The sequence below is a fragment of the Candidatus Competibacter phosphatis genome (assembly GCF_012939995.1).
GTDB lineage: Bacteria > Pseudomonadota > Gammaproteobacteria > Competibacterales > Competibacteraceae > Competibacter > Competibacter phosphatis.
Genome location: NZ_SPMZ01000048.1, coordinates 1 through 25668 on the forward strand (window position 1 = coordinate 1; position 25668 = coordinate 25668).

The following is a 25668-nucleotide window of genomic DNA, read 5'->3' on the forward strand; positions in this document are numbered from 1 at the left end:
TGCTTGAAGACCTGGTGGCTATGAATGCGGCGGTTGTGGCACACCACCAAGGACGTCGCATCGATAAAGGCGATCCCGGTGTCCTCGCCCCGGCGAGTGTGGAGATAGATGCACAGCGGCATCAGGGCGGTGGGAATCAGGGCCACAAACCGATTGTAACTCAATAGATTGGGAAACTCGCCCCGGCAATGCGGACACACTTGCAACAGATAAAAGGCCTTGAAGTTGCGGTACTGCGATTGATGGAAATAAATCAAGATCGTCATGATTTCACTGAGGGTCAAACGACTGGCACGCCGTCGTTGGCGGGTACCTTCCGTCAGGAGTTGACGATGCCAAGCGGGCAGGAAGACTGGGCAGAACTCATCAACGTCACAGAATAAGTCTTCTAAACTCATCGGGATGACCCTCGGTGTAGTCGGTGTGGTCACCAGGAACCTTAACAGGTTCCACACCGGGGGCCATCTCCCCATCCTTATCCAGAACTGACGTTAAAAAAAATCAGGTTGGCGCGGTCCGCGAGAGACCGGGGCGTAACGCCTCCAGCACGCTCTTGATCGTGGACGCACAGAGTGTGAAGAACACGGACACAGCGGGCCTGAAGGGCTATGACGCTGGCAAGAAGATCTCGGGCATCAAGCGCCACATCGCGGTGGATACCCAGGGGTTGCCGCATGCGGTGGCGGTGACCACGGCAGAGGTCACGGACCGCAAGGGAGCCTTGCAGGCCTTCAAGCGCTGCAAGGCAGCGCTGAACCAAGTGCAAAGCGTGCTGACCGACAGCGACTACACGGGCGAGCCCTTTGCGCGGGGCGTGCGCGAGGTGCTGGGCGAGCAGGTCACTGTGCAGATTGCCAAACGCAGCGAGCTGCACACCTTCAAAGTCATGCCCAAGCGTTGGGTGGTGGAACGCAGCTTTGCTTGGCTGGACAAGAATCGCAGGCTATCGAAGAACTGCGAGCGCTGGCTCAATACCAGCCTGCAGTTCGTCCACTTGGCATTCCTGGCGTTGCTGCTCAGAAGATCGTGAACACGTTCTAAAAAAATCCCCGTAAGCAGACCTTACGGGGATTGGTATTGATCAGAAACTAGTGGTCCGTAAGTGCTTACGCCGCCAGCTTCACCTTGTCCGCCACTTCGCGATATTCCGGCACCTGATCGAAGTTCAGATAACGGTAGATTTCGGCGCCCTTGGCACCGATCTCGCCCATGTAGCTCATGTACTCCTCAAAGGTCGGGATCTTGCCCAGCAGCGCGCAGACCGCCGCCAATTCCGCCGAACTCAGATAGACATTGGCGCCTTTACCGAGACGGTTGGGGAAGTTGCGGGTCGAGGTGGACACCACCGTCGCGCCGTCCGCCACCCGAGCCTGATTGCCCATGCACAGCGAGCAGCCGGGCATTTCCATGCGCGCACCAGCCGTGCCGAAGGTGGCGTAGTAGCCTTCCTCGCTCAGTTGATGGGCGTCCATCTTAGTCGGCGGCGAGATCCACAAGCGGGTCGGGATGCCAGATTTGCCCGCGAGTACCTTGCCGGCAGCGCGGTAATGACCGATGTTGGTCATGCAGGAACCGATGAAGACCTCGTCGATCTTGGCACCGGCCACGTCGGCCAGGGTCTTGACGTCGTCGGGGTCGTTGGGGCAGGCCAGTAACGGCTCCTTGATGTCGGCCAAGTTGATGTCGATCACCGCAGCGTATTCGGCGTCGGCGTCCGGTTCCATCAGGGTCGGGTTGGCCAGCCACTCCTCCATGCCCTTGATCCGGCGCTCCAGGGTTTTGGCGTCTTGATAACCATTGGCGATCATCCATTTGAGCAGCGTGATGTTGCTGTTCAGATATTCGATGATCGGCTCCTTGTTCAGCCGCACGGTGCAACCGGCGGCGGAGCGTTCGGCGGAGGCATCGGACAGTTCGAACGCTTGCTCCACCTTCAGATCGGGCAGGCCCTCGATTTCCAGGATACGGCCGGAGAAGATGTTTTTCTTACCTTCCTTCGCCACCGTCAGCAGGCCCGCTTGAATGGCCGCGTAGGGAATGGCGTTGACCAGATCGCGCAGGGTGATGCCGGGTTGCATGGTTCCCTTGAAACGCACCAGCACCGATTCCGGCATGTCCAGCGGCATGGAGCCGGTGGCGGCGGCGAACGCCACCAGACCGGAGCCAGCCGGGAAGCTGATGCCGATCGGGAAACGGGTGTGCGAATCGCCGCCGGTGCCGACGGTGTCGGGCAGCAGCATCCGGTTCAGCCAGGAGTGGATGATGCCGTCGCCCGGTCGCAGCGCCACGCCGGCGCGGCTGGAGATGAAGTCGGGCAGGGTGTGGTGGGTCTGCACGTCCACCGGCTTGGGATAGGCGGCGGTGTGGCAGAACGACTGCATGACCAGATCGGCGGAGAAACCCAGGCAGGCCAGATCCTTCAATTCGTCGCGGGTCATCGGGCCGGTGGTATCTTGAGAACCAACCGTGGTCATCTTGGGCTCGCAATAGGTGCCGGGGCGGATGCCGTCAACGCCGCAAGCCTTGCCGACCATCTTCTGCGCCAAGGTGAAGCCCTTGCTGGAACTCTGCGGCGCCACCGGGCGGCGGAACACGGTGGATGGCGCCAGACCCATGACTTCGCGCGCCCAGTCGGTCAGGCCGCGGCCGATGATCAGGTTGATGCGCCCGCCGGCCTGTACTTCGTCCAGCAGCACGTCGGATTTGAAGCTGAAGCGGCTGAGTTCGGCGCCGCTGTCATGGTTCTTGACCACGCCTTCGTAGGGGTAGATGTCGATGACATCGCCCATGTTCATCTTGGTGACGTCGCAATCGGTGATCGGCAGCGCGCCGGCGTCTTCCTGAGTGTTGAAGAAAATCGGCGCGATCTTGCCGCCCAGGCAGTAGCCGCCGAAGCGCTTGTTGGGGACGTAGGGGATATCCTCGCCGGTCCACCACAGCACCGAATTGGTGGCGGATTTGCGGCTGGAGCCGGTGCCGACCACGTCGCCGACATAGGCGACCGGGTGGCCTTTTTCCTTGAGTGATTCGATCAGTTTCAGCGGGCCGATCTTGCCGGGCTCGTCGGGTTCGATGCCGGGCCGCGCCATCTTCAGCATTGCCAGGCCGTGCAGTGGGATATCGGGACGGCTCCAGGCGTCGGGGGCGGGGGAGAGATCGTCGGTGTTGGTCTCTCCGGGTACCTTGAACACCGTGACGGTGACTTTCTCCGGCACCTTGGGGCGGCTGGTGAACCATTCGGCCTCGGCCCAGGACTGCATGATCTGTTTAGCTAAAGGGTTACCGGCATCGGCCTTGTCCTTGACGCCATGTCGATAGTCGAACATCAGCAGGGTGTGTGACAAGGCTTGAGCGGCGGCCGGGGCGCACTCGGCGCTGTCCAGCAGGTCGATCAACGGCTGGATGTTGTAGCCGCCCAGCATGGTGCCCAGCAGTTCGGTGGCGCGGACTTGGGAGATCAGCGGCGATTGGGCTTCGCCCTTGGCGACGGCGGCCAGAAAGGCAGCCTTGACGTAGGCAGCCTGGTCGACGCCGGCCGGTACCCGGTGGGTGATCAGTTCGAGCAGGAAGTTTTCCTCGCCCTGCGGCGGGTTTTTGAGTAGTTCGACCAGATCGGCGGTCTGCCGCGGGTCCAGCGGCAGCGCGGGAATGCCCATGGCAGCGCGTTCGGCGGCTTGTTGGCGATAGTTTTCGAGCACGGAAAAACCTCCTTGGTTATGTGTTCCGGTGCCCGCGGGTACGGGCGACCGGCGCGGTTGGATTCCAGCATGGGAGCGGCCGGAACACGCTTGCCGATGGCATGGCAAGCGTGTTCCGGCATGAAGAGCGCGGCTATTGTAGCGTTGAAGCGCGGTTTCTGTGAATGTTGCCTTGCGGTACGCTCACTGTTTGGTGGGTGGAGCACTTATTCCTTTTCGGCGATGGTCAGCGCCAGGAATAGCGCGCCGTTGTTGCGCTTGATCAGCACCGGCACGGGGCGTCCGGTCGGCAGTTGTCCGACCAGTTCGGCGAACTGGGTTGGATTGGCCACTTCGGCGTTGTTGATGCGGGTGATGATGTCGCCGGGGCGGATGCCGGCGCTGGCGGCCGGGCCTTCCTTGACATCCTTGACCAGTACGCCCGATTCACCCTGCTGGTGCTGATCGGCGGGCAGTTCGGTCACGATCAGGCCGAGCCGGTTGCGGTTCGGCGGTTCGGCGATGGCTTGTTCCAGCTTGGTTTCCTCGGGCAGCTCCTGGAGTTGGACCGTCAGGGTCTGTTCCTTGCCATTGCGAATCACGATCAGCGGCACCTTGTTGCCGGGACGGGTGCGGCCGACCATCAGCGGCAGTTCGCTGGAATGGCGAACCGGTTGGCCGTTGAAGGCGACGATGATGTCGCCGGCCTGGACACCGGCCGCCAGCGCCGGACCGTCGTCCATCACCTGACCGACCAGGGCGCCGCGCGGTTTGTCGAGCCCGAAGGACTGGGCCAGCTCCGGCGTGACTTCCTGAATCAGCACGCCCAGCCAGCCGCGAGCGACCTTGCCGCCGGCCTTGAGTTGTTCCACCACGTCCACCGCCACATCGATCGGCACGGCGAAGGAGAGTCCTTGATAGCCGCCGGAGCGACTGTAGATCTGCGAGTTGACGCCGATGACTTCGCCGTCGAGGTTGAATAGCGGGCCGCCAGAGTTGCCCGGATTGATGGCGGCGTCGGTCTGAATGAAGGGCACATAATTGTCGCTGGGCAGATTGCGGCCCAGGGCGCTGATGATGCCCTGAGTGGCGCTGCGTTCGAAGCCGAAGGGCGAACCGATGGCCAGCACCCACTGCCCGACCTTGACCTTGCCGATGTTACCGATCTTGACGGTCGGCAGGGGGGTGTCGGCCTTGACCTTGAGCAGGGCGATGTCGCTGCGGGTGTCCTTGCCAACCACCTCGGCGGGCAGTTCGGTGCGGTCGGACAGGCCAACGATGATGCTGTCCATGTCCTCGACGACATGGGCGTTGGTGATCACGTAACCATCCGCCGAGAGGATGAAGCCGGAGCCGACCGAAGAGCGTGGCTGCGGGCTCAGCTCGGGCATCTGATCGAAGAATTTCTTGAAGTAGTCGAAGAATGGACTGTTTTCGGGAATTGACGGATGGCCGTGCCAGGGTCGATCTTTTTCCTTGGGTTCCGATTTGGTGTTGATGCTGACCACCGCCGGGCTATAGCGTTCGACCAGGGTGACGAAATCGGGATAGTCCGCCGCGCTGGCGGCCGCGCTCCACAGCAGGGTGAAGACAGTGACCAGCCAGAACGGTTGCCTGAAGCGTTGCATGGAATGATTCTCCTGAAATGAACGGGATCGGTTTGTTGATGAGTGGTGAGGCGACGGAGGCTGGAAAACCATCCGATTCGTCGGGATTGACCGTCAGTTGTCCGCTTGGTTCGGGCGAGAGGTCGGTCAGGGAGCCATCTGAATACCGCCTACCGCGTCTTTAGAATAGGCGGGCCTGGAGGGTCGTGGCGCAACCGAACACCGTGGCGGAGGGTCTGATCCAAAGTCCGGGCGCTGGCTGCTGGTCCGCGTCTCTCTAAATCCATCGTAAAGGAGATCTGGCGCCATGGCGCAAACCGCTTCCACCATGCTGCCTCTGGGCACGCCGGCCCCCGACTTCAGCCTGCCCGAGCCGATGACCGGGAAAACGGTATCCCTCGGCGATTTTCAGGACGCCCCGGCCTTGCTGGTCATGGTGATCTGCAATCATTGTCCGTTCGTCAAGCACATCCGCCAAGGATTGGTCCAATTCGCCCACGACTATCCAGCGAAAGATTTGGCCATCGTGGCGATCAGCGCCAACGACGCAGCTAATTATCCCGACGATAGCCCGGCGAAAATAGCCGAGGAAGCCAAGACTTTCGGCTATCCCTTCCCCTATCTCCATGATGAGAGCCAGACGGTCGCCAAGGCGTACCGCGCCGCCTGCACACCGGATTTCTTCCTGTTCGACGCCGGCCGCAAGCTGGTGTATCGCGGCCAATTCGATGGCAGTCGGCCCGGCAACAAGGTCCCGGTGACCGGGAGCGACTTACGGGCGGCTGCTGCTGCGCTGTTGGCCGGTCGGCCGGTCCCATCCACGCAGCAGCCCAGCATCGGCTGCAACATCAAATGGAAAACCGGCCACGAACCGGACTATTCGCGCTGAGAAATCCTCGTTCGTGGGTGGGGGGCACGACTCAACGCTCAATGTTGTAGATCAGGTCGACACCGTAGCCGAGCGCGCTGCTGTTGGATTCGAACATCAGTCTCCGAGTCAGCCGGTACTTGATATAGATCGTGTTGACGGCATTGACCAAACCGACCCCGTATCCGACATATAGATCCGGGGTGAGATACTTGCCAAGCGTCAGCGACGTGCTCTCCTCAGTGGTTCCGTTGTTTTCATTGGTTCCCGTGTCGAGTTGCACGGTGTCCAGCCCAACCGTGTTGCCCAGCCCCTTGGCGAGTGCATCGCCCCCCAAACCCAGGGCGCTGGCGGCCTTGAACAGCATCGCCGATTCGCCGCCACCCCCTTGGGGCGCCCGGCCCAAAACCAGATAGGACAGGATGTCGCTTTGGGGCATCGACGGATCGGAGAACAGGGTCAGTCGCGGCCTTTGCAGCGTGCCCTGGACTTGGGCGCCGACCGTGGTGTTACCGCTGCTGCCGCTGCTGAACTCGCGAGCTACCCGTATATCCAGTCCAGGATTGTCGAGTGGGCTGTTGCTGAACAATACCCGCCCTCGCTGAATATTGATCTCGGTGCCGTAAATCTTGTACGTACCCGCGACGATTTCGGCGCTGCCGCTGCCGCGTGGCGCCAGTCCTGGCGTTTGCATCACGAGTAGGTTACCTCTGAGCTTGCCCTTGAAGGCTGGCGTGACCACTTGCACGTCATCGCCCAGGATCACGCGTACCTGGGCATGGATAGCCGGTCCCTTGGCCTGGGCTCTGGTCTTGCCGTCGCGGTCGTTGACGATTGTCAGGTCTTCGGAAGACGCGATCGGACTTGGGCCGTCGCCGCCCACGCCGCCAGGGTTCAAATACGCTTGTGGGATAATGACCTGCCCATCGACACGCACCAGTTCCCGAGTGACTTCCAGCTTCAGATCCGGGCTGAGCCGGACACGGATATCGGAGGTGTCGAAAGCCTGAAAATCCTGGCCCTTGATATTCAGTTGCAGTTGCGGTTTCAGCGGGTCCACTTCACCGCTCAGTTGCAGTTGGCCGGGTTTGGATCGCAGCGAGCCGCTCAGTTGCAGCGGCCCCTGACCGCTGCTGGTGACGGTGAACTGCAAATCCTCCAATTTGATGCCGGCCGCCGGAATTGCCGCGCCGGCGTTTTCCAGGCGGATCGCGCCGCGCAGCGCCAGTTTGGGAATCGTGCCGGTCACGTTGACATCCGCCCGCAACTGGCCGGTGACTTCCTGCGCTTGCGGCGCGAATAGCGAGATCAGGCTCAGATCGGTGATGGCGGCGACGATTTTGCCGTCCACGCGAGCGGCGCCGAAGGGATCGCGTACCTGAGCGTCGGCCTGCAACTGCCCGGTCTGCGCCAAGTCGAGCTTGAGCTGTCCGGTTGCGGCGCGTCCGTCGGTTTGGGCGCGCAGCGTGCCGCTCTTGAGGGTGAAGCGCAGGGTGCGTCCGTCCGCCACCATTTGCAGGGCGCCGGGGGTAATGTCGAGATTGAGCTTGCCTTGCAGCGCGCCGTTGGGTCCGCCGTTCACTTCGGCCTGGGCGTCGATGCGGGTTGTCAGGTTCATGCCCGGCGGCAGGAACTGTTTGAAGCGTTCCGGCCGCAGCTCTTGGATCTGCACACGGCCGTTGAAACCGCGCGCGCCGTTCCATTGACCTTGCAAGCAAAGCCGGCTCGGGGTGCTGGCCAGACAGGCGTTGTCGAGACTGGCTTTTTCAGCCGAAGCTTGCACGGCGACCGCTTTTTCCAGGTTCCAGGTGCCGGCGAGGGTGTCCTTGGCCATCAGTTGGGTGATGCGGCCCTGCCAGGTTAGTGCTGGTAGTTGCAGTGTGCCGGCCAGCGCCAGCGCGAAGCGGCCCGGATCGCCGCTCAGTTCGGCCTTGAGTTCGTGCGCGTTCGGGGTGCCGCCGCCGTCCAGGGTCACGGATTTCCAGTGTTGGCCGCCCAGCACCAGCCCTTCACCGTTCAGTTTCAGCCGGGAACGGTCGCTGCCGCCGACATCGACGTCGGCTTCGCCTTGCAAGCGCTGAATTTGGGTATCGCCCTGGCGCAGGTTGCGCACCGTGAAGTTGGCCGCCACCCGTGGGCGGTCGCGGGAGCCGCTGAGAGTGCCGGTGCTGGCCACGCCGCCGCTGACACCGGGAACCAGCGATTTCAGTTCCGGCGCATTCAGGGTCCAGTGCAAATCCCAGCGTTTCGCCAGCGTACCTTCCGCCTCCAGCCGGGCTGGACCGGCATTCAAACGCAGGGTCTTGACGGTCAGATCCTGGTCCAGCACGCTGACATCGGCACTGCCGCGCAACGCTTGGCCGCTCAAGGTGCCGGTCAGTTCTTCCAGCAACACGTTGGCGCGCAGCTTGCCGTCATCCAGCCCGCCATCGCTTTTGAGCCGCAGATTCAGTTTGCCGGGCACCTCCTTCCACTGAGCGCCGGGGTTCAGGCCAGCGCCAGCCAGCGTCGCTTTCCAACTGACGACGGGCGCCCAGGCGGCATCGACGGTGCCTTCGAGGGTGCCTTCCAGCGTCTGACCGCTCCATTGCACCGCGCGCACCGCCTGATCGGAACCCTGACCGTTCAGGGTCCAACGGCCCTTGGGAATCTCCGGGCCTTGCAGTTCGGCGGCGAGCTGGAAGCGGTAATCCTTGGGCATGCCCTCGGCGGCGAACTCGCCGCTGGCGCTTTCCACTTGCGCGGGGCCGGTCAACGGCCAAGCCAGCGAACGCCATTGTCCGCTGGCCTTGAAGCGCAATTCGGCGAATTGCAGCTCGCCCTTGGCGTCCAGTGCCAACGGCCGGTCGACAGCGGCCAGCTTCAATTCGCTCAGCTTCACTGCCTTGTCGTCGCCGGCCGCGGTAAAGCGCAGAGTGGCGGGGCCGAGTTCCGGCACGGTGGCCTTGATTTCGCCCTGACCCTCGAAGCGGGCCAGCACGCCTTTCGCGGTGATCTGGGCAGTCAGCGGTTTGCCGGCTAGATCGGGGACGAAGGGTTTCAGGTCGGTCACCTCCAGCTTGACGGTGGCCGACCAGGCGGGTTCCTTGGTCAGCGCCTGGCGAACGTCGCCGTGCAGTTCCAGCGCCGCCGCGCCGGCGATTTTTTGGGTTAGTTCCAGATGTTCGCGCAGCGTGCCGCGCAATTCACCTACGCCCTGGAAATCGCCGTAATTCGGGACCGGCGCGCGCCAGTCGAGCCGGACATGCAGCGGATAGTCGCCGGTGGGCGTGATCTGGCCATCCAGCCGGACATCGGCCAGCGGCGAACGCAGGTCCAGCACCTCGACGAGCAGCGCCTCGGCCTCGGTGCGGGTCTTCAGGGTCACGGCGTCGATCTGGATGGGTTCGGCGCCAGCGGGTCGGATATGGAGGTCGCTGCCTTGCAGATCGGCGACGGTGAGTGCCAGCGGCAACCGGATATCGGGCAGTTCCAACGGTTGGTCGGACGGCGGCGTGTCCTTGCCGGGCGGCAGCGCCAGGTCCAGGCCATCGACGTGCAGACGGGTAATGGTCAGCGCGCCGTCGAACAGATCAGCGGGCTGCCAGTCGAGTTCGCCGTTGGTTAGCGCCACTTGCAGTGGACCGTCCTGGTAGCGCAGTCCTTCGATCCGCAGCGGCCCCAGCAGCCGGCCGCTGGCCCGGTCGTAGCTGAGCTGGCCGGGCAGTACCCGTTGCGCCAGCGCCAACAAGCCGTTGAAACCGGTCTCGGTGGAGACCGCGAAGCCGGCAACCAGCAGTCCCAGCAGCAGCAAGATCAGCGGTAGCGCCAGCAGCCAGTACAGGGTACGGCGCAGCAGGCGGGTGGCGCTCATAGATCGGGTCCGATGCTGAAGGAAAAGCGGAAGGCGCTGCCCGGCGGACGGTCCAGACCGGAGGCGAAGTCCACTCGTAGCGGACCGACCGGCGAGAGCCAGCGCACTCCCAGCCCGGCGCCGGTTTTCAAGTCGGGAGAGGCGCCGTCGAAGGCATCGCCGGTGTCGACGAAAGCGGCGATGCCCCAGTTCCCCCAAATCCGATGCTCGTATTCCAGGCTGGCCACCGCCAGATTCTTGCCGCCGACCACGGTGCCGTCGGGGTCGGTGGGGCCGATGCTTTCGTAGGCGTAGCCGCGCACGCTGGCGTCGCCACCGGTGAAGAAGCGCAGGGAGGTCGGCAGCTTCTCGAAATTATCGACCACCGTAGCCCCGAAGTTGCCTCGGACGAGCAGTCGATTGCTATCGTTCAGAGCGTGGATCCAGCGAAGCTGCAACAATCCTTGCAGGAAGTTGGTGTCCGACAGCAGCGCCGTCGATGCGCCGCGCAGCCCGAAACCGAACAGCAGGCCACGGTGGGGATAAGCGCGGTCGTCGGCGTCCACCCAGGTCCAGTCCAAGCTGGGAATCAGTAATAGCGATTGTTCGGACGAAGGCCGGTTGCCGATGGTGTATTCTTCGTACTGCAAGTTCAAACTGTAGTTTTTCAACCACTTGCCATCTTGTTGTTGCAGGCTGCCGCCGATCTTGTAGGTTTCGTAATCTTTGTCGTTGTCGTTCTGGCGGACATAGCCGGTGGTGATGGCGTATTCGTCGGTGGTTGGGTCGGTGCCGGGAATCATGTACTTGAAAGCGATCAGCGACTTGATTTGCGAATACCCCAGTTCGGCTTCGTAATGGTGGCCTTGTGGGTTGAGCCAGCGCCGCTCGACGCGCAGTTTGCCCCGAAAGCCGGTGTCGGTGCCGTAACCCAGGCCGGCGCTGTATTTGCGTTTCTTGCCCGGCTCCAGCGTGACATCGACCGGCGTGGTGGCGGTGCTGGCGTCGGGCGGGGCGTTGACTTCCACTTGACTGAAATAATTGCTGTTGCCGAGATCGCTTTGCAGCTTCAGCAGTTGGTTGACGTTGTAGGGATCGCCGGGCTTGAAGCGGGGGTAGCGGGCCAGCAATTCGGGCGACAGAAAATCCTGCTTGAAGGCAATATTGCCAAAGCGGAAGCGCTGGCCGGTATCGTAGTGCAGGTGGATAGTCGCGCTGTAGGCTTGCAGGTCGACGCGGATGGAGCGCTCGGTGAAGCGGGCATTGAAATAGCCGTGCTCGGTCGCCAGCAACTCCATCGCGGCCTTGATCTGTTCGTATTTGGGCTGGTCCAGGGTTTGACCCTGGGCCAGCGGCAGGTTGTCCAGCAGTTTTTGGAAGGCGGGGTCCTGCGCGCCCTCGCCCAGTACCTTGACGTCGATTTCCGCGATGCGCAGCGGCCGGCCGGGCTCGATCCGGTAGCGCGCCACCCAGCCTTCCGGGGTACGGGTCAGGGACGCCTCGATGGTGGGCTCGAAATAGCCGAACGGCTCCAGCGCCTTGCGGATTTCGCGCTCGGCGTTGTTGTGCAGCCAGCGCAGGCGGACTTCGTCCGGCGCGGGTTTGCCGGCGAAACGGTTGAGTTCCAGAAAAGCCAGTACGTTGTCGCGCAACGGGCCGTCCACGCCTTCGACGGTCAGGGTTAGGGAAGGGTTGGCGGTGGGCGGCGATTCGGGTTCCTGAGCGCTCAGCGAGTCGACCGCCAGCGTCAGGCAACAGAACAGGAACCAGCTCTGGAGGAGAGTCAAACCGGATTGAGGCATGATGGGCGTTGGCTTGCTTGCGGTCGGTGAATGGCGCGAGCCGGGGCTGGGGGCAAGGCGAAACGAGGCCGGGTTCGCGCGGTCTCCCTGTATGGTAGCGGTTATAATCCTTATCACATTTGACGGGACAGGAAAATGTTTGATGACGCCTTTTCCCTAAACGGGATGCAAGAGAGCTCCGGGTTTTGCTATCCCGCGCTCGAATCCACGGTTGGCAATACCCCGCTGGTTCGGTTGCGGCGGTTGCCGGGAAACGCCAGCAGTCTCGTTTTGGGAAAACTGGAAGGCAACAATCCCGCCGGTTCGGTCAAGGATCGGCCAGCGCTGAGCATGATCCGGCAGGCCGAGGCGCGCGGCGAAATCCGGCCCGGTGATGTGCTGATCGAGGCAACCAGCGGCAATACCGGCATCGCGTTGGCGATGATCGCGGCGGTGAAGGGTTACCGCTTGAAATTGATCATGCCGGAAAATCAGAGCGCCGAGCGGCGGGCGGCGATGCGGGCCTACGGCGCCGAACTGATTCTGGTAAGCAAGGAAGAAGGCATGGAGGGTGCGCGCGATCTGGCCGCGCGACTGGAGCGGGAAGGGCAGGGGCGGGTGCTCGACCAATTCGGCAACCCCGACAACCCGCTGGCGCACTACGAAACCACCGGTCCCGAAATCTGGCGCGACACCGGTGGTCGGATCACCCACTTCGTCAGCGCCATGGGTACCACCGGTACCATCATGGGGGTGTCGCGCTATCTCAAGGAACGGAATCCCCAGATACAGGTCGTCGGTGTGCAGCCGACCGAGGGGTCCTGCATTGCCGGCATTCGTCGTTGGCCGTTGGAGTATCTGCCGAAAGTCTTTGACCCGGCGCGGGTGGATCGAACCCTGGATGTCGATCAGGCGGAAGCCGAGGAGATCACCCGCCGGCTGGCCCGCGAGGAAGGCATCTGCTGCGGGGTATCGGCGGGCGGGGCGGTGGCGGTGGCGCTACGACTGGCGCGGGAGGTCGAGAATGCGGTGATCGTCACCATCATCTGCGACCGCGGCGACCGTTACCTATCCACCGGGCTGTTTTCCGATTAAAAGGTCGGATCGTCCCGGTGCCTTACGTTCCCTGTCCTGATCCAAGGCGGGGAAACCCCAACTCATTTCGAGCACCATGGCCAAGAAATCCAAGATTCCGGTGGAACCGTTCGTGGTTCGCGTCGATGACCTGACGCACGAAGGTCAGGGTGTGGCGCGACGGGATGGCAAAGCCGTGTTCGTCGAAGGTGCGTTGCCCGGCGAAGAAGTCCGCTGCGTCTACACCGCCCGCCGGAGTCGCCGCGACGAGGCCCGCACCGTCGAGGTCTTGCGGGCCGCGCCGGAGCGGATCGAACCACGCTGCGCGCATTTCGGGGTGTGCGGCGGCTGCACCCTGCAACATTTGCAGCCAACCGAGCAACTCGCCGTCAAGCAGCGTTGGTTGCTGGACAGCTTGACTCACATCGGCAAGGTCCGGCCGGAACAGGTTTTGGAACCCATGATCGGACCGCTGTGGGGTTACCGGCGGCGGGCGCGGCTGGGGGTCAAGCATGTCGCCAAGAAGGGACGTACCCTGATCGGTTTTCGCGAGCGGCACAGTCCATTCGTGGCCGACCTGCGCCGCTGCGAGGTGCTGGACGAACGGCTGGGCGGTTTGTTGGAGCCACTGGCGCAACTCATCGATACCCTGTCCATCCGCGATCGCTTGCCCCAGATCGAGATTGCCGGCGGGGACGAAACGATGGGGCTGAATTTCCGGGTGTTGGCGCCGCCGAGCGCCGAGGATCGGGCACAACTCCAGGCGTTCGGCGAGCGGCACGGTTTTGCGCTTTACCTACAACCGGGTGGGCCGGACAGCGTGCGGGCATTGTGGCCGGAGCAGCCGGAGCTTGGTTATCGCTTGCCGGATTTCGATCTGGACCTGAAATTTCAACCCTGGCATTTCATTCAGATCAACGCCGCCATCAATCGGCAACTGGTTGGGCGGGCTTGCGAGTTGCTGCAAGTCGGGCCGGAAGATCGGGTGCTGGATCTGTTCTGCGGGTTGGGCAATTTTACTTTGGCGTTGGCTCGCCGGGCGCGAGAGGTGGTCGGCGTGGAAGGCGACGCCAGCTTGGTGGAGTGGGCGCGACACAACGCCGCGCGCAACAATGCCGCGAACGCTATTTTCCACGCCGCCGATCTGACCGGCGATCCGCGCGATCAAGGATGGGCGCGGGGTGGTTACGAGCGGGTTTTGCTCGATCCGCCTCGTTCCGGCGCGTTGGAGATGATGCCGTGGGTGGCCGCGCTGGGTGCGGAACGAGTGGTCTATGTGTCCTGTCATCCAGCCACGCTGGCGCGGGATGTCGGTGAGTTGGTCCACCGTTTCACTTATCGGCTGGAGAGCGTTGGGGTGCTGGATATGTTTCCTCACACCGCGCATGTCGAATCGATGGCGGTGCTGGTCCGCCGGGTATAACGGGTCGGTCATGGCGTTTTGTGAAGATCGGCCAAGCCCGCGTCGCCAATGATGTCGGGGTCGGGTCTTCCGCCGCGAGAACGCCGCGCGGTTTGGGGGGCCATCGGTTTGGGCTATCCTTCTCCGATGCCCGACTCAAATGGAAGGAAGAATCGTCATGCTGACCCAATCCCTGTCCGGTTTGCCCGCGTTCCTGTCCTACTTCGCCACCGCCATCGGCCTGCTGGCATTGTTTCTGACAGTGTACGTTTTCATCACCCCTTACCGCGAAATTGCCCTGATCCGCGAAGGTAACGCGGCGGCGGCGGCCAGTCTCGGCGGCGCCGTGCTCGGCTTCGTGCTGCCGCTGGCCAGCGCCATCACTCACAGCGTCGGCCTGCCCGACATGGCGGTCTGGGGGCTGATCGCGCTGGTCGTGCAGGTGCTGGTCTATCTGGCGGCGCGGTTTCTGCTGTTGCCCGAGCTCGGCCGCGATATTCCCGCCGGCCGGATTGCCACCGGCGTATTTCTCGGTGCGCTATCGGTTGCCATCGGCATCCTCAACGCCGCCTGCATGAGCTACTGAGCCGGCCGCGCTGCTAGTCGGACGGCCCCATGATCGAGGAAAGCGCGGTCGAAAGCGCGGGCCAGAACCAGTAGACCAGCGACGCCGCCAGTCCGGCCAGCAATCCGGCCAGAATCCACGGCAATGCCCGCCGCCATGGCGGCGCGGCGCTGGCCGGAACCTGAACGCTGGTTACGTCGCGAATGGGCTTGACCGCCGCCTTGCGCTTGGGTGGGCGTGAAATCGCCGCCGTCTTCCCAGCCATCGCGTCCTGGACCGCCTCCACCAATTCCTCGGCGCTGGCGAATCGCTCCTCGGGTTCCTTGGCCAAGAGCCGATCGATCGCCGGCTGAAAGCGGCCGAGCGGTTCCGGCAGGGTCGGTACCGGTTCCTTGAGGTGCTTCAGCGCGATATCGAAAGCGTCGGCCCCCTGAAACGGCCGGGTGCCGGTCAGCATCTCGTAGAACACCACCCCCAGGCTGTACAGATCGCTGCGCGCGTCCGTCGGCTTGGCCAACGCCTGTTCCGGGCTCATGTAATTAGGTGTGCCGAGCCGCCAGCCGGCGGCGGTCAACTGAGTCTTGTCTAGCGTATTCTTGGCGATGCCGAAATCCGATAGCAGTGCCGTGTCCGAATTGCGGAACAAAATATTGGCCGGCTTGATGTCGCGATGAATGCAATGCTGCTGGTGTGCCCGGCCGAGCGCGCGGGCGATCTGGCATAGGATCGTTACCGCCTGGTCTGGCGTCAGCCCTGCCTTGATCCGCTCCTTGAGCGTGCCGCCCTCCAGGTATTCCATCGCGATGTAGTACACATCGTCCAGATTGCCGGCGTCGAAAATGGTGACGATATGCGGGTGGCCAAGCTTGCCGATGATGCGGGCTTCCTTGATGAAGCGTTTGCTGAAGATGGGGTCGCCGGCCAGACCGGGGGGACAGCACCTTGATGGCCACGCGGCGGCCCAAGGATTCCTGGAGCGCCAGATAGACGGTGGACATGGCGCCCTTGCCGATGATTTTTTCGAATTGATAGCCGGAAATCTGGGGCATTTCCATGGGGGGTCGCGGTACCTTGCGGACATTCCGAAGCGGAATGGAAAAATAATGGGACAGGTCGGTGCAAACGGCAAGCTGGGGGCGGGCTTTCGAGCGAGGGAAATCCGATTTTAACCCCATTGTGTCGCCGTGGGCGTTTATAGCAATGAAATCACAACCTTCGAAGGAAACGCCATGATTCGGTCTCTATCGCTCCATGCCTTGCTGATCGCTGTCCTGCTCGTCGCCTGCTCGCCCACCGCGCCGCCACAAGATGTGGCCGAATCCAAGCGACAGGCTGCTGGCCAGTCACACTTGGTCGTGGCTCGCTCCGCCACGGAGCGAGCCACGACCAGGTCAGTCGTTGGGAAAGCCGATCAGCCGGTTTCCACAACGTCAGTGCCGACCAGCCCGGTGCTGGCAATGGTCGAGCCCAGCGCACGATTATCAGCCGCAAGGCAGGCGGCCCAGGATTCCACCGCGCTCGCGCCGGCCCGCATGTCCAGCCGGCGGGACACGGATGAGTTGCGCGCGCCCAGCGAACCAACCGACCGTGAGAATTACGCCCAGGTCGAGGACAATCCGGTCAAGCGCGCCGCCGAGCAGCCGGTGTCCACCTTCAGCATCGACGTCGATACCGGCGCCTACGCCAACGTTCGCCGCTTTCTCAACGCCGGCCGACTGCCGCCGCGCGACGCGGTGCGGGTCGAGGAACTGATCAACTACTTCGATTACGACTATCCGCTGCCGGACGATCGTCAGCCACCGTTCCGGGTCAACACCGAACTGGCCCCGACGCCCTGGAATCCCAAAACCTTGCTGCTGGCGGTCGGCATCAAGGGCTACGAATTGCCGAGAACCCAGTTGCCGCCCGCCAACCTGGTATTCCTGGTCGACGTGTCCGGCTCGATGGATTCGGCGGACAAAATCGGCCTGCTCAAGCCGGCACTGAAACTGCTGGTCCGGCAACTACGGCCGGAGGACAAGGTGGCGATCGCGGTTTACGCCGGCGCGGCCGGCATGGTGCTGGAACCCACGTCCGGCAGTCAGCGGGCGAAGATCGAAGCGGCTCTGGATCAGCTCAGCGCCGGTGGTTCCACCAACGGCGGCGCGGGTATTCAACTGGCCTACAACCTGGCCCGGCAGGGCTTCGTCGAGGGCGGCGTCAACCGGGTGATTTTGGCCACCGACGGCGATTTCAACGTCGGCACGGTCAATTTCCAGGCATTGAAGGATCTGGTTGAAACTCAGCGCAAGAGCGGCATCGCGCTCACCACGCTCGGTTTCGGCGCCGGCAACTACAACGATCGGTTGATGGAGCAACTGGCCGATGCCGGCAACGGCAATCACGCCTACATCGACACCCTCCAAGAAGCCAACAAGGTGCTGGTCGAGCAGATGAGCGCCACGTTGCTGACCATTGCCAAGGACATGAAGATCCAGATCGAGTTCAACCCGGCGCTAGTCGAGGAATACCGCCTGATCGGCTACGAGAATCGAATCCTGCGCCGTGAGGATTTCAACAACGATGCGGTGGATGCCGGCGATATCGGCGCCGGGCACACAGTCACCGCGTTGTACGAAATCGCCCTGAAGGGCAGTGGCGGTAGTTTGACCGAGCCGCTGCGCTACGGCCAGCCGGCGACCGACGCCGCCACGCCGCGCGGCGACGAGATCGCCTTCCTGCGCTTGCGCTACAAGCAGCTGGACGGCGAGGTCAGCCAGTTGCTGGAACAGCCGATCCGTCGCGGGCAAGCGGTCGGGGACTGGCGGGAAACCAGCGAGCGATTCCGCTTCGCGGCGGCGGTGGCCGGTTTTGGCCAGGTGCTGCGCGGCGGGCGCCATACCCACGATTTTGGCTACGACGAGGTGCTGGCGCTGGCCCGTACCGCGCGGAGCGGCGATCCCCATGGTTATCGGGGCGAGTTCCTAACTTTGGTCGGGCTGGCGCGGTCGCTCGATCCCGGTCAAGGTGGGGAGCAGGGCCAAGCGATCCGCTGATTGGGTATCAGGGGACAAGGGACGGATTTTCCTAGAATCTGGAATCTGATCCTCGTTCCCTGATACCTTGTTTCCATGCGGACCGAAGACGATGCCGACGAAACCCTCATGCTGCGCTACCGGGATGGCAATGCCGATGCCTTCGCGGCGCTGTACGCTCGCCACAAAGGGGCACTGTATCGCTATCTATTGCGCCAATGCGGCCAGCCGGCGTTGGCCGAGGAACTGTTTCAGGACGTGTGGCTGAAGCTGATCGCCGCCCGGACCGGCTACACCGTGCAGGCTAGATTCACCACTTATCTATACCGACTGGCCCACAATCGCCTGATCGATCACTACCGCGCCAGCAGTCGAGGCCTGCCGCTATCCTACGCCGAGGATTGCCCGGAGTGGGCCGAGGTACCGGCACCGGCCGAGGTGCAGCCGGAGGCGCAAGACGACCGCCGCCGCCAGGCCGAACGCCTATTGGAGCTGTTGGCCGAATTGCCCGAGGCCCAGCGCGAGGCCGTGTTGCTGAAGGAAGAAGCCGGATTGTCGCTGGAGGAAATCGCCCAGGCCACCGGCACCGGTCGGGAGACCGTCAAAAGCCGCCTGCGTTATGCCATGGCCCGCCTGCGACAGGGTTTGAGAGGTGCGCGATGAGCGATCCACGCAATGCGGAATTCCACGACGAGAATCTGTCGGCCTTGTACCGGGTCACCCGCGACCCCGAGCCGCCGGCTTGGCTGGACCAACGTATCCTGACGGCCGCCAACGCCGCGCCGCAACCGGTCTCGACGCTGGCGCCGCCGCCCTCCCGGCGGCGACGAACCCGGCTGTGGGCGGTGCCGGCCGCGTTGGCGGCGACCGTGGTGCTGGCGGTGGGCATCGTACGGCTGGCGCGCGAGAGCGGTGAATGGGGTCCGTCGCCCGAGAACAAGACGGCGCTCCATTCCGCAGCCGAATCCGCCGCCGAGGCGGATGCCACCGCCGCCGGCCGCGCCCAGTTCAGTGACCATGATCGCCCTTCGTCACCCGCCGTGGAATTACGACCCACCATGCCCTTGGGCGAGGCGGTTCGAGTGGCGCCGCAATCGCTGCCAGCCTTGCCGGCCGCCGCGCCGCCGGTCGAGTTGGAACAGGAGTCGATGCCGCGCCGGCCCGCGCCAGCGGAGCGGGAACGAGCACGGGAGGAGCGGGAACGAGCACGGGATTGGCTTCGGGCCGCGCCGACGGGTCAACGGGCCGACCAGGGCGCTGCATCGCAAGATCGGTCGGATCAATACTCGCCAGAGGAATGGCTGGCGGCCATTGCCGAACTGCGGCATCAAGGCCGGACGGCGGAAGCGGACGCCAAGCTGGCGGAGTTCCGACGGCGGTACCCGAATTATCCGCTGGAGGTCGCGCCGAGCCCGCTGCAATGAATGAAGCGCTTCCTTCGCCGTCCGCGCTGGCAGCCTTGGAGGCACGTTTGCTGGACCTGTTGGCCGCCCATCCCGCCGGACTGAGCGAGCACGAGCTGCTGAAGAAGCTGCGTGTCAGCGATCCCTTGTTTGCGGGTTTCAGCGCCCGTGAACCACTCAAGCTGTTTCGCGGTCACTATCTGCTGTTTCATGCGCTCTACCGGTTGCGGGATCGCTTGGCCGGCGAGCGGCACGGCCGTTTGCGGGTGGACCCGCTGGGTATCGTGCTGGAGTTCGAAGCCTTGCCTTGCGGTGGGACCGCGCTCGCGCCGAGTGAGCCCGACTTTGCGCCGTGCTACGCCGATTTGGCCAGGCTGGCAACAATGACGATCACCGAGGTCGTTGAGCTACTGCGCTATTTCCACGCCGCGCGTCGGCGGGACGAGCGGCGAAGGGCGGCGTTGGCGGTGCTGGATCTGCGAGACCCGATCGATGCGGCGGCCATCAAGCGGCGGTACCGGCGGTTGGCGATGCGCCATCATCCCGACCGGGGCGGCGATGGCCAGCGCTTGGGCGAGATCAATGCGGCACTGGCGGTGTTGGAAGAGAAACTCGACCGATGCGTCTGACCCTATCCCATGCCACGGCCGGAAATTGCCGGTGACGGATGCGCCTGGGGGGCGGTCGGTTATTTGGGTAAATACTGCGTAATGGCTTCAATCAGCGTGGCTTCTTCCACCGGTTTGACGACGTAGCTTTTGGCGCCTTGCCGCGCGCCCCAGATCCGGTCGGTTTCCTGGTCCTTGGTGGTGACGATGATGACTGGGATATGGCTGGTGGAGGGATTCTTGGTAATCTGGCGGGTTGCCTGAAAACCGTTGACTCCGGGCATCACCACATCCATGAGCACGAGATCCGGCAATTCCGCCTTGGCGACTTCGATGCCCTCCGCGCCGTTTTTGGCGGTCAGAATCTCGTGCCCGTGTTTCTTGAGTATTTTGGTGAGACTCAGCGCCTGAGTGGGTGAGTCGTCGACGATCAATATGCGGGCCATGCTGCTACTCCTGGGATAGTCTTGCGTATCGTCCGCGCGTCGCCGGCATAACGCGGTGGTCAACCCGTTCGGGGGAAAATCTGGCGAGTCATACGCTATTCATCGATCCCATCATCATAAGCGAAATTTGCTGGTCGGGGGATGGTTTTGTTGTGGTCGGCGGTTCACCGGCACATGGTAGGATACCCAAATAATGAGGTTGATTCGTGAGGGGTCGTTGTATGAGTGATTCGCCATTGAGCTTTTTAAATCGCCTGATCCTGGCGCTGCGTGCGTTCGGACGAATTTTGATCGACGAAGGGTTTGCCGTCGGCGTGCTGCGGCTTGAAGGGGGTACGGCGGCGCTTGCGCCGACGGCGGAACCCGCCAGACCGGTGCTCAAGGAAACTTCGCCGGATTCCGCCTTGCAATTGCTGGCGCTGTTGCAGCAGGAGGGGCGGTTCGTGGATTTCCTGCAGGAAAACGTGACCGCGTATTCCGATACCGAGATCGGGGGCGCGGCGCGGGTGGTGCATGAGGGATGTTGCAAGGTGGTGCGCGATTATTTACGCATTCAGCCGGTGCGCGAGGAAGCGGAAGGGGCGAGGTTGACCGTGCCGGCCGGTTTCAATCCCACGGCGGTGCGGTTGACCGGTAACGTGGTCGGCCAACCGCCCTTCACCGGGACCTTGATGCATCGCGGCTGGCGGGTGGCCGAGATCAAGTTGCCGAAGGTGGCCGAGGGTCATGACGTTCAGGTGCTGGCGCCGGCGGAGGTGGAGCTATGAGCACGGCTCGTTACACGGTGGGCATCGATCTGGGTACCACCCACTGTGTGTTGGCGGCGGTGGATCTGACCGCCAGCGACGGCGATGAGGTGGTTGAACGGATCGAACTCATTCCGCAGTTGACCGCGCCCGGCGCGGTCGAGGAGCGGCCGATGCTGCCCTCGTTTCTCTACTTGCCGCATCCCGACGAACTGCGGCCGGAAGATCGGGTTCTGCCTTGGGGCGAACCCCCGTTCGTGGTCGGCGAACTGGCGCGGGCGATGGGCAGCCGGACGCCGATTCGCTTGGTGTCCAGCGCCAAAAGCTGGTTGTGTCATCCCGGGGTGGATCGGCGTGCCGCCATCCTGCCGGTGGAAGCGCCGGAGGAAGTGGGACAGATTTCGCCGTTGCAAGCCTCGATCCGCTATCTGGAACACTTGCGCGCCGCTTGGGACCATCAGCATCCCGATGCGCCACTGATCGAGCAAGACGTGGTGCTGACCGTGCCGGCCTCCTTCGATCCCGCCGCCCGCGAATTGACCGCCGAAGCGGCGGAGGCGGTCGGCTTGCGGCATCTGGTGTTGCTGGAAGAACCGCAAGCGGCCTTGTACCACTGGGTGTTGGCCACTCGGGAAGGGTGGCGCAAGCAGGTCCAGCTTGGCGATATCATCCTGGTGATCGACCTGGGCGGCGGTACCGCCGACTTTTCGCTGATTGCCGTGACCGAACGCGACGGTTCCCTGGAACTGGTGCGGGTGGCGGTCGGCGAGCATATTCTGCTGGGCGGCGACAACATGGATTTGGCCTTGGCACACGCGGTCCGAGCCAAGCTGGCGGAGCAGGGTATCCAACTCGATCCCTGGCAGTTGCAGGGTTTGACCCACGGTTGCCGGTCGGCCAAGGAAACCCTGTTGAGTCATGGCGAAGTCGGGGCGGTGCCGGTGGTGGTGCCGAGCCGCGGTTCCAAGCTGATCGGCGGCACCTTGCGCACCGAACTGACCCGCGACGAGGTCTCCCACACCTTGATGGAAGGGTTCTTTCCGATCGTGGAAGCGGCGGCACGGCCGGCGGCGCGGGCGCGGGCGGCGCTGACCAAGCTGGGCTTGCCCTACGCGCAGGATGCGGCCATGACCCGTCATTTGGCGGCGTTTCTGGGCCGGCAGGTGGAGGCGACTCGACATCTGCCTGGTTTCGAGGGTCGGCTGCCGGAGCAGGCCAGTTTCCTGCATCCAACCGCGGTGCTGTTCAACGGTGGCGTGTTCAAGGCGCCACCCTTGCTGGAGCGGACCCTGACCGTGCTGAATGGCTGGTTGGCGGCCGAGGGCGCTCCCCCCCGCGCGTTTGTTGGAAGGCAGCGATCTCGATTTGGCGGTGGCGCTTGGCGCGGCCTATTACGGCTACGTGCGACGCGGGCGCGGAGTACGGATTCGCGGTGGTACCGCCAAGTCCTATTACGTCGGCGTGGAAAGTGCCATGCCGGCGGTACCGGGGATGGAACCGCCGATCGAAGCCTTGTGCATCGCGCCGTTCGGCATGGAAGAGGGCACCCAGGCCGAACTGCCGCCGCAGGAAGTAGGATTGGTGGTCGGCGAGCCGGTGCGATTCCGGTTCTTCGGGTCCTCGGTGCGGCGCACCGATCAGGTGGGCGCGGTGCTGGAGCAGTGGACGGTGGACGAGGTCGAGGAACTGGACGAGATCGAAGCGACCTTGCCCGCCGAGGATCGCCAACCCGGCGAAGTGGTACCGGTGCGACTGCACGCTGCGGTAACCGAGGTCGGCACGCTGCGGCTGGAAGCCGTGCCGCGCGAAGGCGGGGAAGCCTGGAAAGTCGAGTTCGACGTGCGCGGGGAGCACTGAACCATCGCCCGTTCCAGCACCCCCCGCTATCTGGTCGGCATCGATCTGGGCACCACCCATACGGTGGTGGCCTATGCCGATCTGAAGGCTGCCGGAACGGCGGATATCCATCTGTTCTCCGTCGAGCAACTGGTCGCCCCCGGCGCGGTGGCGGTTCGCCCGCTGTTGCCTTCGGTGCGCTATCACCCGGCCGAAGGCGAACTGGCGGCGGCGGATAGCCAACTTCCCTGGACCTTCGACGACCCCGGTGGCGTGGACAACGCAGTTCTGGGCGAACTGGCGCGGGAGCGGGGGACACGGGTGCCGGGGCGGTTGGTGGCCAGCGCCAAGAGCTGGCTGTCGCATGCCGGGGTGGATCGTACCGCGCCGGTGTTGCCCTGGGGCGCGGCGGAGGAGATCGCCAAGGTATCGCCGGTGGTCGCCAGCGCTAGCTATCTTGCCCATGTCCGCGCCGCCTGGAACCAGCACTTTCCTCGTCAGCCGCTGGAGCGGCAGGAACTGGTGTTGACCGTGCCAGCCTCGTTCGACGAAGCGGCGCGAACTCTGACGGTGGAAGCGGCGCGACTGGCCGGTTTGCCGGAACTGCGGTTGGTGGAGGAACCGCAGGCGGCCTGCCATGACTGGCTACACCGCCACCGGGACACCGTGGCGGCGGATCTGGGCGAGTCCCGTTTGTTGCTGGTCTGTGACGTAGGCGGTGGCACCACCGACCTGACTTTGATCCAGATCGAGCCGGGGGAGCAAGAGCCGCGTTTGACCCGGATCGGCGTAGGCGAGCATCTGATGCTGGGCGGCGACAACATGGATCTGACCCTGGCCAGAACCGTCGAAGCTCGACTGAGTGGCGGGCGCCTGAGCACCGGCGAATTGTCTCAGCTGTTGCAGCAATGTCGGAGCGCCAAGGAACGGCTGCTGGCGACCGACGCGCCGGAGCAAGTGACGGTGACCGTGCTCGGCGGCGGTGCCCGGCTGATCGGCGGCGCGCGCGCGGCGGAACTGAGTCGCGACGAGGTACGAGCGTTGCTGGTGGACGGATTTCTACCGCTGACGGCGGCGGACGAACGGCCTCAGGGCCGGCGGGCGGCGGTGGTCGAATTCGGCTTGCCCTACGCCGCCGATCCGGCGATCAGCCGCCATCTGGCGGCGTTTCTGGCGCGGTACGGCGACGCGGCCCGGCGGGCACTGGGCGAACGGGCGCCGGCCGATCGACCGCCGGCCCCGGACGCGGTGTTGCTGAATGGTGGTGTGTTTCACGGCGCGGCCCTGTCGGAACGATTGTTGGAACTGCTGGCCGGCTGGCGTGGTGAGCCACTGTTGCGGCTGGACAACCCCGAACCCGAACTGGCGGTGGCGCGCGGGGCGGTGGCCTACGGACTGGCTCGGCGGGGTCGAGGCCTGAAAATCGGCGGCGGTTCGGCGCGCGGCTATTTTCTGGTGGTGGAGAGTGACCGTAGCCGCAAACAGGGCGTTTGTCTGTTGCCGCGTGGGACCGAAGAGGGACGGGAGATCCGGTTGGATCGAACCTTTTCCTTGCGGTTGGGCTCGCCGGTGCAGTTTCATTTGATGTCTTCCACTGGCGATGCGTTCCACCAGGCCGGTGACGTGACGGCGCTGGATGCCGGGGAGTTTCTGCCTCTACCGCCGATCGTCACGCTGATCGAAAGCGAATCCGGGGCGGACGAAGTGTCGGTGCAACTGAGCGCGCAACTAACCGAGGTTGGTACCCTGGAAGTGGATTGCATTGCGGCGGACGATCCGGTGCGACGCTGGCGGTTGGCCTTTCAGTTGCGGGGTAGCGATACGGCGGCGCTGGCCCGGTTGCATCCCCGTTTTCCCGAAGCGACGGCGCGGATCGAACGGTTTTATGGTTCCCGCGCGGCTGATGTCGAATACAAGGAAATAAAGATTTTACGAACCGATTTGGAGCGCTTGCTGGGCCGGCGCGAGACTTGGGAGACGCCGCTGCTGCGCGAGCTGTTCGGGGTATTGTGGGCCGGTGCCCGGCGACGGCGGCGCTCGGCCGATCACGAGCGGCTGTGGTTCAGTCTGACTGGTTACTGCCTGCGACCGGGGTTCGGCTATCCGCTGGACGAGTGGCGGGTCGGGCGGTTGTGGGCGCTGTACGAGCAGGGGGTGCAGCATCATCGGGATGCCCAGGTGCGGGCGGAGTGGTGGACGCTGTGGCGGCGGGTGGCCGGCGGCCTGGACGCGGCGGCGCAACTGCGGCTGAGCGAGGATCTGCTGGCCGATTTGCGTCCGCTGGGCGGCAAGGCCGCCAAGGACAGGCTACCGGGGATCGAAGACATGGCGCGGTTGGCCGGCGTTCTGGAACGCTTACCGGCGACGCGTAAGCTCGAACTCGGCGAGTTGTTGCTGGCGCGGCTGGCGCGCAAGGGTGAATCCCCGCAACTGTGGTGGGCGGTGGGCCGGCTGGCGACCCGCGTTCCGGTCTATGGCAGCGCTCATGACGTGGTGCCGGTGGCAACGGCGGCGGCCTGGTTGGAACGAGTGCTGACTCTGGATTGGAAGGCGGTGGCGCCAGCGGCCTTCGCCGCGACCCTGCTGGCGCGGCTGAGCGGCGATCGCCAGCGCGATCTGGACGACACGACGCGGGCGCGGGTGATTCAGCGGTTGCGGGCGGCCAAGGCGCCGGCCGGGTGGCTGCGGATGGTGGAAGAGGTGGTGGATCTGGACGAGATCGACGCCGGCCGGGTGTTCGGCGAGGCGTTGCCGCCGGGCTTGCGGCTGGCGGGCTGAACCGGAGACCGTCGTATCCCGATAACCCGCG

17 protein-coding genes and 2 pseudogenes are annotated in these 25668 nt (G+C 63.9%); 12 read left to right on the top strand and 7 right to left on the bottom strand.

All coding sequences use genetic code 11. The annotated features are described in order from the left end of the window. Positions 1-398 (bottom strand): transposase (locus tag E4P82_RS15025; protein ID WP_281383703.1); only part of this gene is annotated, 398 nt, incomplete at its 3' end. 92 nt (positions 399-490) lie between these two features. Between E4P82_RS15025 and E4P82_RS15030 the strand changes: the two are divergent. After that, positions 491-1030, top strand: a pseudogene (locus E4P82_RS15030) (IS5 family transposase); the annotation flags it as partial. 76 nt (positions 1031-1106) lie between these two features. Here the strand turns inward: E4P82_RS15030 and acnB are convergent. Then, positions 1107-3698, bottom strand: coding sequence for a bifunctional aconitate hydratase 2/2-methylisocitrate dehydratase (acnB, locus tag E4P82_RS15035; RefSeq protein ID WP_169249656.1), 2592 nt, complete (start codon positions 3696-3698; stop codon positions 1107-1109). 206 nt (positions 3699-3904) lie between these two features. Continuing rightward, on the bottom strand, positions 3905-5305 hold the full coding sequence (locus E4P82_RS15040) for a DegQ family serine endoprotease (protein ID WP_169249657.1): 1401 nt from the start codon (positions 5303-5305) through the stop codon (positions 3905-3907). A gap of 286 nt (positions 5306-5591) precedes the next feature. Here E4P82_RS15040 and E4P82_RS15045 point away from each other — a divergent pair, with 286 nt between their 5' ends. After that, positions 5592-6173 carry a thioredoxin family protein gene (locus tag E4P82_RS15045; protein WP_169249658.1) on the top strand — a complete coding sequence of 194 codons (582 nt, stop codon included), beginning with the start codon at positions 5592-5594 and terminating at the stop codon, positions 6171-6173. Between the two features lie 31 nt (positions 6174-6204). Here E4P82_RS15045 and E4P82_RS15050 read toward each other — a convergent pair whose 3' ends face one another. Together E4P82_RS15050 and E4P82_RS15055 are read right to left on the bottom strand one after the other, a co-directional pair. Next, positions 6205-10005 carry a translocation/assembly module TamB domain-containing protein gene (locus tag E4P82_RS15050; protein ID WP_169249659.1) on the bottom strand — a complete coding sequence of 1267 codons (3801 nt, stop codon included), beginning with the start codon at positions 10003-10005 and terminating at the stop codon, positions 6205-6207. After that, positions 10002-11786 (bottom strand): autotransporter assembly complex protein TamA, encoded by a 1785-nt coding sequence (locus E4P82_RS15055; RefSeq protein ID WP_169249660.1) that lies wholly within the window; start codon positions 11784-11786, stop codon positions 10002-10004. The genes E4P82_RS15050 and E4P82_RS15055 overlap by 4 nt, the downstream gene beginning before the upstream one ends. A gap of 165 nt (positions 11787-11951) precedes the next feature. On the opposite strand from E4P82_RS15055, the gene cysM reads away from it, so the two are divergent. The 3 genes from cysM (at position 11952) to E4P82_RS15070 (ending at position 14827) form a co-directional block, all read left to right on the top strand. Next, positions 11952-12860 carry a cysteine synthase CysM gene (gene cysM / locus E4P82_RS15060; RefSeq protein WP_169249676.1) on the top strand — a complete coding sequence of 303 codons (909 nt, stop codon included), beginning with the start codon at positions 11952-11954 and terminating at the stop codon, positions 12858-12860. 76 nt (positions 12861-12936) lie between these two features. Next, entirely contained in the window at positions 12937-14262 is a 1326-nt protein-coding gene (rlmD, locus tag E4P82_RS15065; RefSeq protein ID WP_169249661.1) for a 23S rRNA (uracil(1939)-C(5))-methyltransferase RlmD, read from the top strand. 157 nt (positions 14263-14419) lie between these two features. Next, positions 14420-14827, top strand: a complete 408-nt coding sequence (locus E4P82_RS15070; protein WP_169249662.1) for a DUF350 domain-containing protein — start codon at positions 14420-14422, stop codon at positions 14825-14827. A gap of 13 nt (positions 14828-14840) precedes the next feature. Here E4P82_RS15070 and E4P82_RS15075 read toward each other — a convergent pair whose 3' ends face one another. Then, complete coding sequence (locus E4P82_RS15075) at positions 14841-15887, bottom strand: serine/threonine-protein kinase (RefSeq protein ID WP_169249663.1); 1047 nt, start codon at positions 15885-15887, stop codon at positions 14841-14843. A gap of 148 nt (positions 15888-16035) precedes the next feature. On the opposite strand from E4P82_RS15075, the gene E4P82_RS15080 reads away from it, so the two are divergent. From E4P82_RS15080 to E4P82_RS15095, 4 genes are all read left to right on the top strand, one after another. Continuing rightward, positions 16036-17841 (top strand): vWA domain-containing protein, encoded by a 1806-nt coding sequence (locus tag E4P82_RS15080; protein ID WP_169249664.1) that lies wholly within the window; start codon positions 16036-16038, stop codon positions 17839-17841. A 75-nt stretch (positions 17842-17916) separates the two neighbouring features. Further along, positions 17917-18483, top strand: a complete 567-nt coding sequence (locus tag E4P82_RS15085) for an RNA polymerase sigma factor (protein ID WP_169249665.1) — start codon at positions 17917-17919, stop codon at positions 18481-18483. Next, positions 18480-19244, top strand: a complete 765-nt coding sequence (locus E4P82_RS15090; protein WP_169249666.1) for a hypothetical protein — start codon at positions 18480-18482, stop codon at positions 19242-19244. Before E4P82_RS15085 ends, E4P82_RS15090 begins: the two co-directional genes overlap by 4 nt. Next, entirely contained in the window at positions 19241-19852 is a 612-nt protein-coding gene (locus E4P82_RS15095; RefSeq protein WP_169249667.1) for a DNA-J related domain-containing protein, read from the top strand. Before E4P82_RS15090 ends, E4P82_RS15095 begins: the two co-directional genes overlap by 4 nt. 59 nt (positions 19853-19911) lie before the next feature. On the opposite strand, the gene E4P82_RS15100 is transcribed toward E4P82_RS15095, so the two are convergent. Beyond that, the gene (locus tag E4P82_RS15100; RefSeq protein ID WP_169249668.1) at positions 19912-20277 is read right to left on the bottom strand and encodes a response regulator; all 366 of its coding nucleotides are present in this window, start codon (positions 20275-20277) and stop codon (positions 19912-19914) included. Positions 20278-20498: 221 nt separating this feature from the next. Between E4P82_RS15100 and E4P82_RS15105 the strand changes: the two genes are divergently transcribed. The 3 genes and pseudogenes from E4P82_RS15105 (at position 20499) to E4P82_RS15115 (ending at position 25637) form a co-directional block, all read left to right on the top strand. After that, the gene (locus E4P82_RS15105) at positions 20499-21044 is read left to right on the top strand and encodes a DUF2760 domain-containing protein (RefSeq protein ID WP_169249669.1); all 546 of its coding nucleotides are present in this window, start codon (positions 20499-20501) and stop codon (positions 21042-21044) included. Continuing rightward, positions 21041-22880, top strand: a pseudogene (locus E4P82_RS15110) (Hsp70 family protein). The gene E4P82_RS15105 and the pseudogene E4P82_RS15110 overlap by 4 nt, the downstream one beginning before the upstream one ends. Before the next feature lie 66 nt (positions 22881-22946). Beyond that, positions 22947-25637, top strand: a complete 2691-nt coding sequence (locus E4P82_RS15115) for an Hsp70 family protein (protein ID WP_312915256.1) — start codon at positions 22947-22949, stop codon at positions 25635-25637. The last annotated feature ends 31 nt before the right edge of the window (positions 25638-25668 follow it).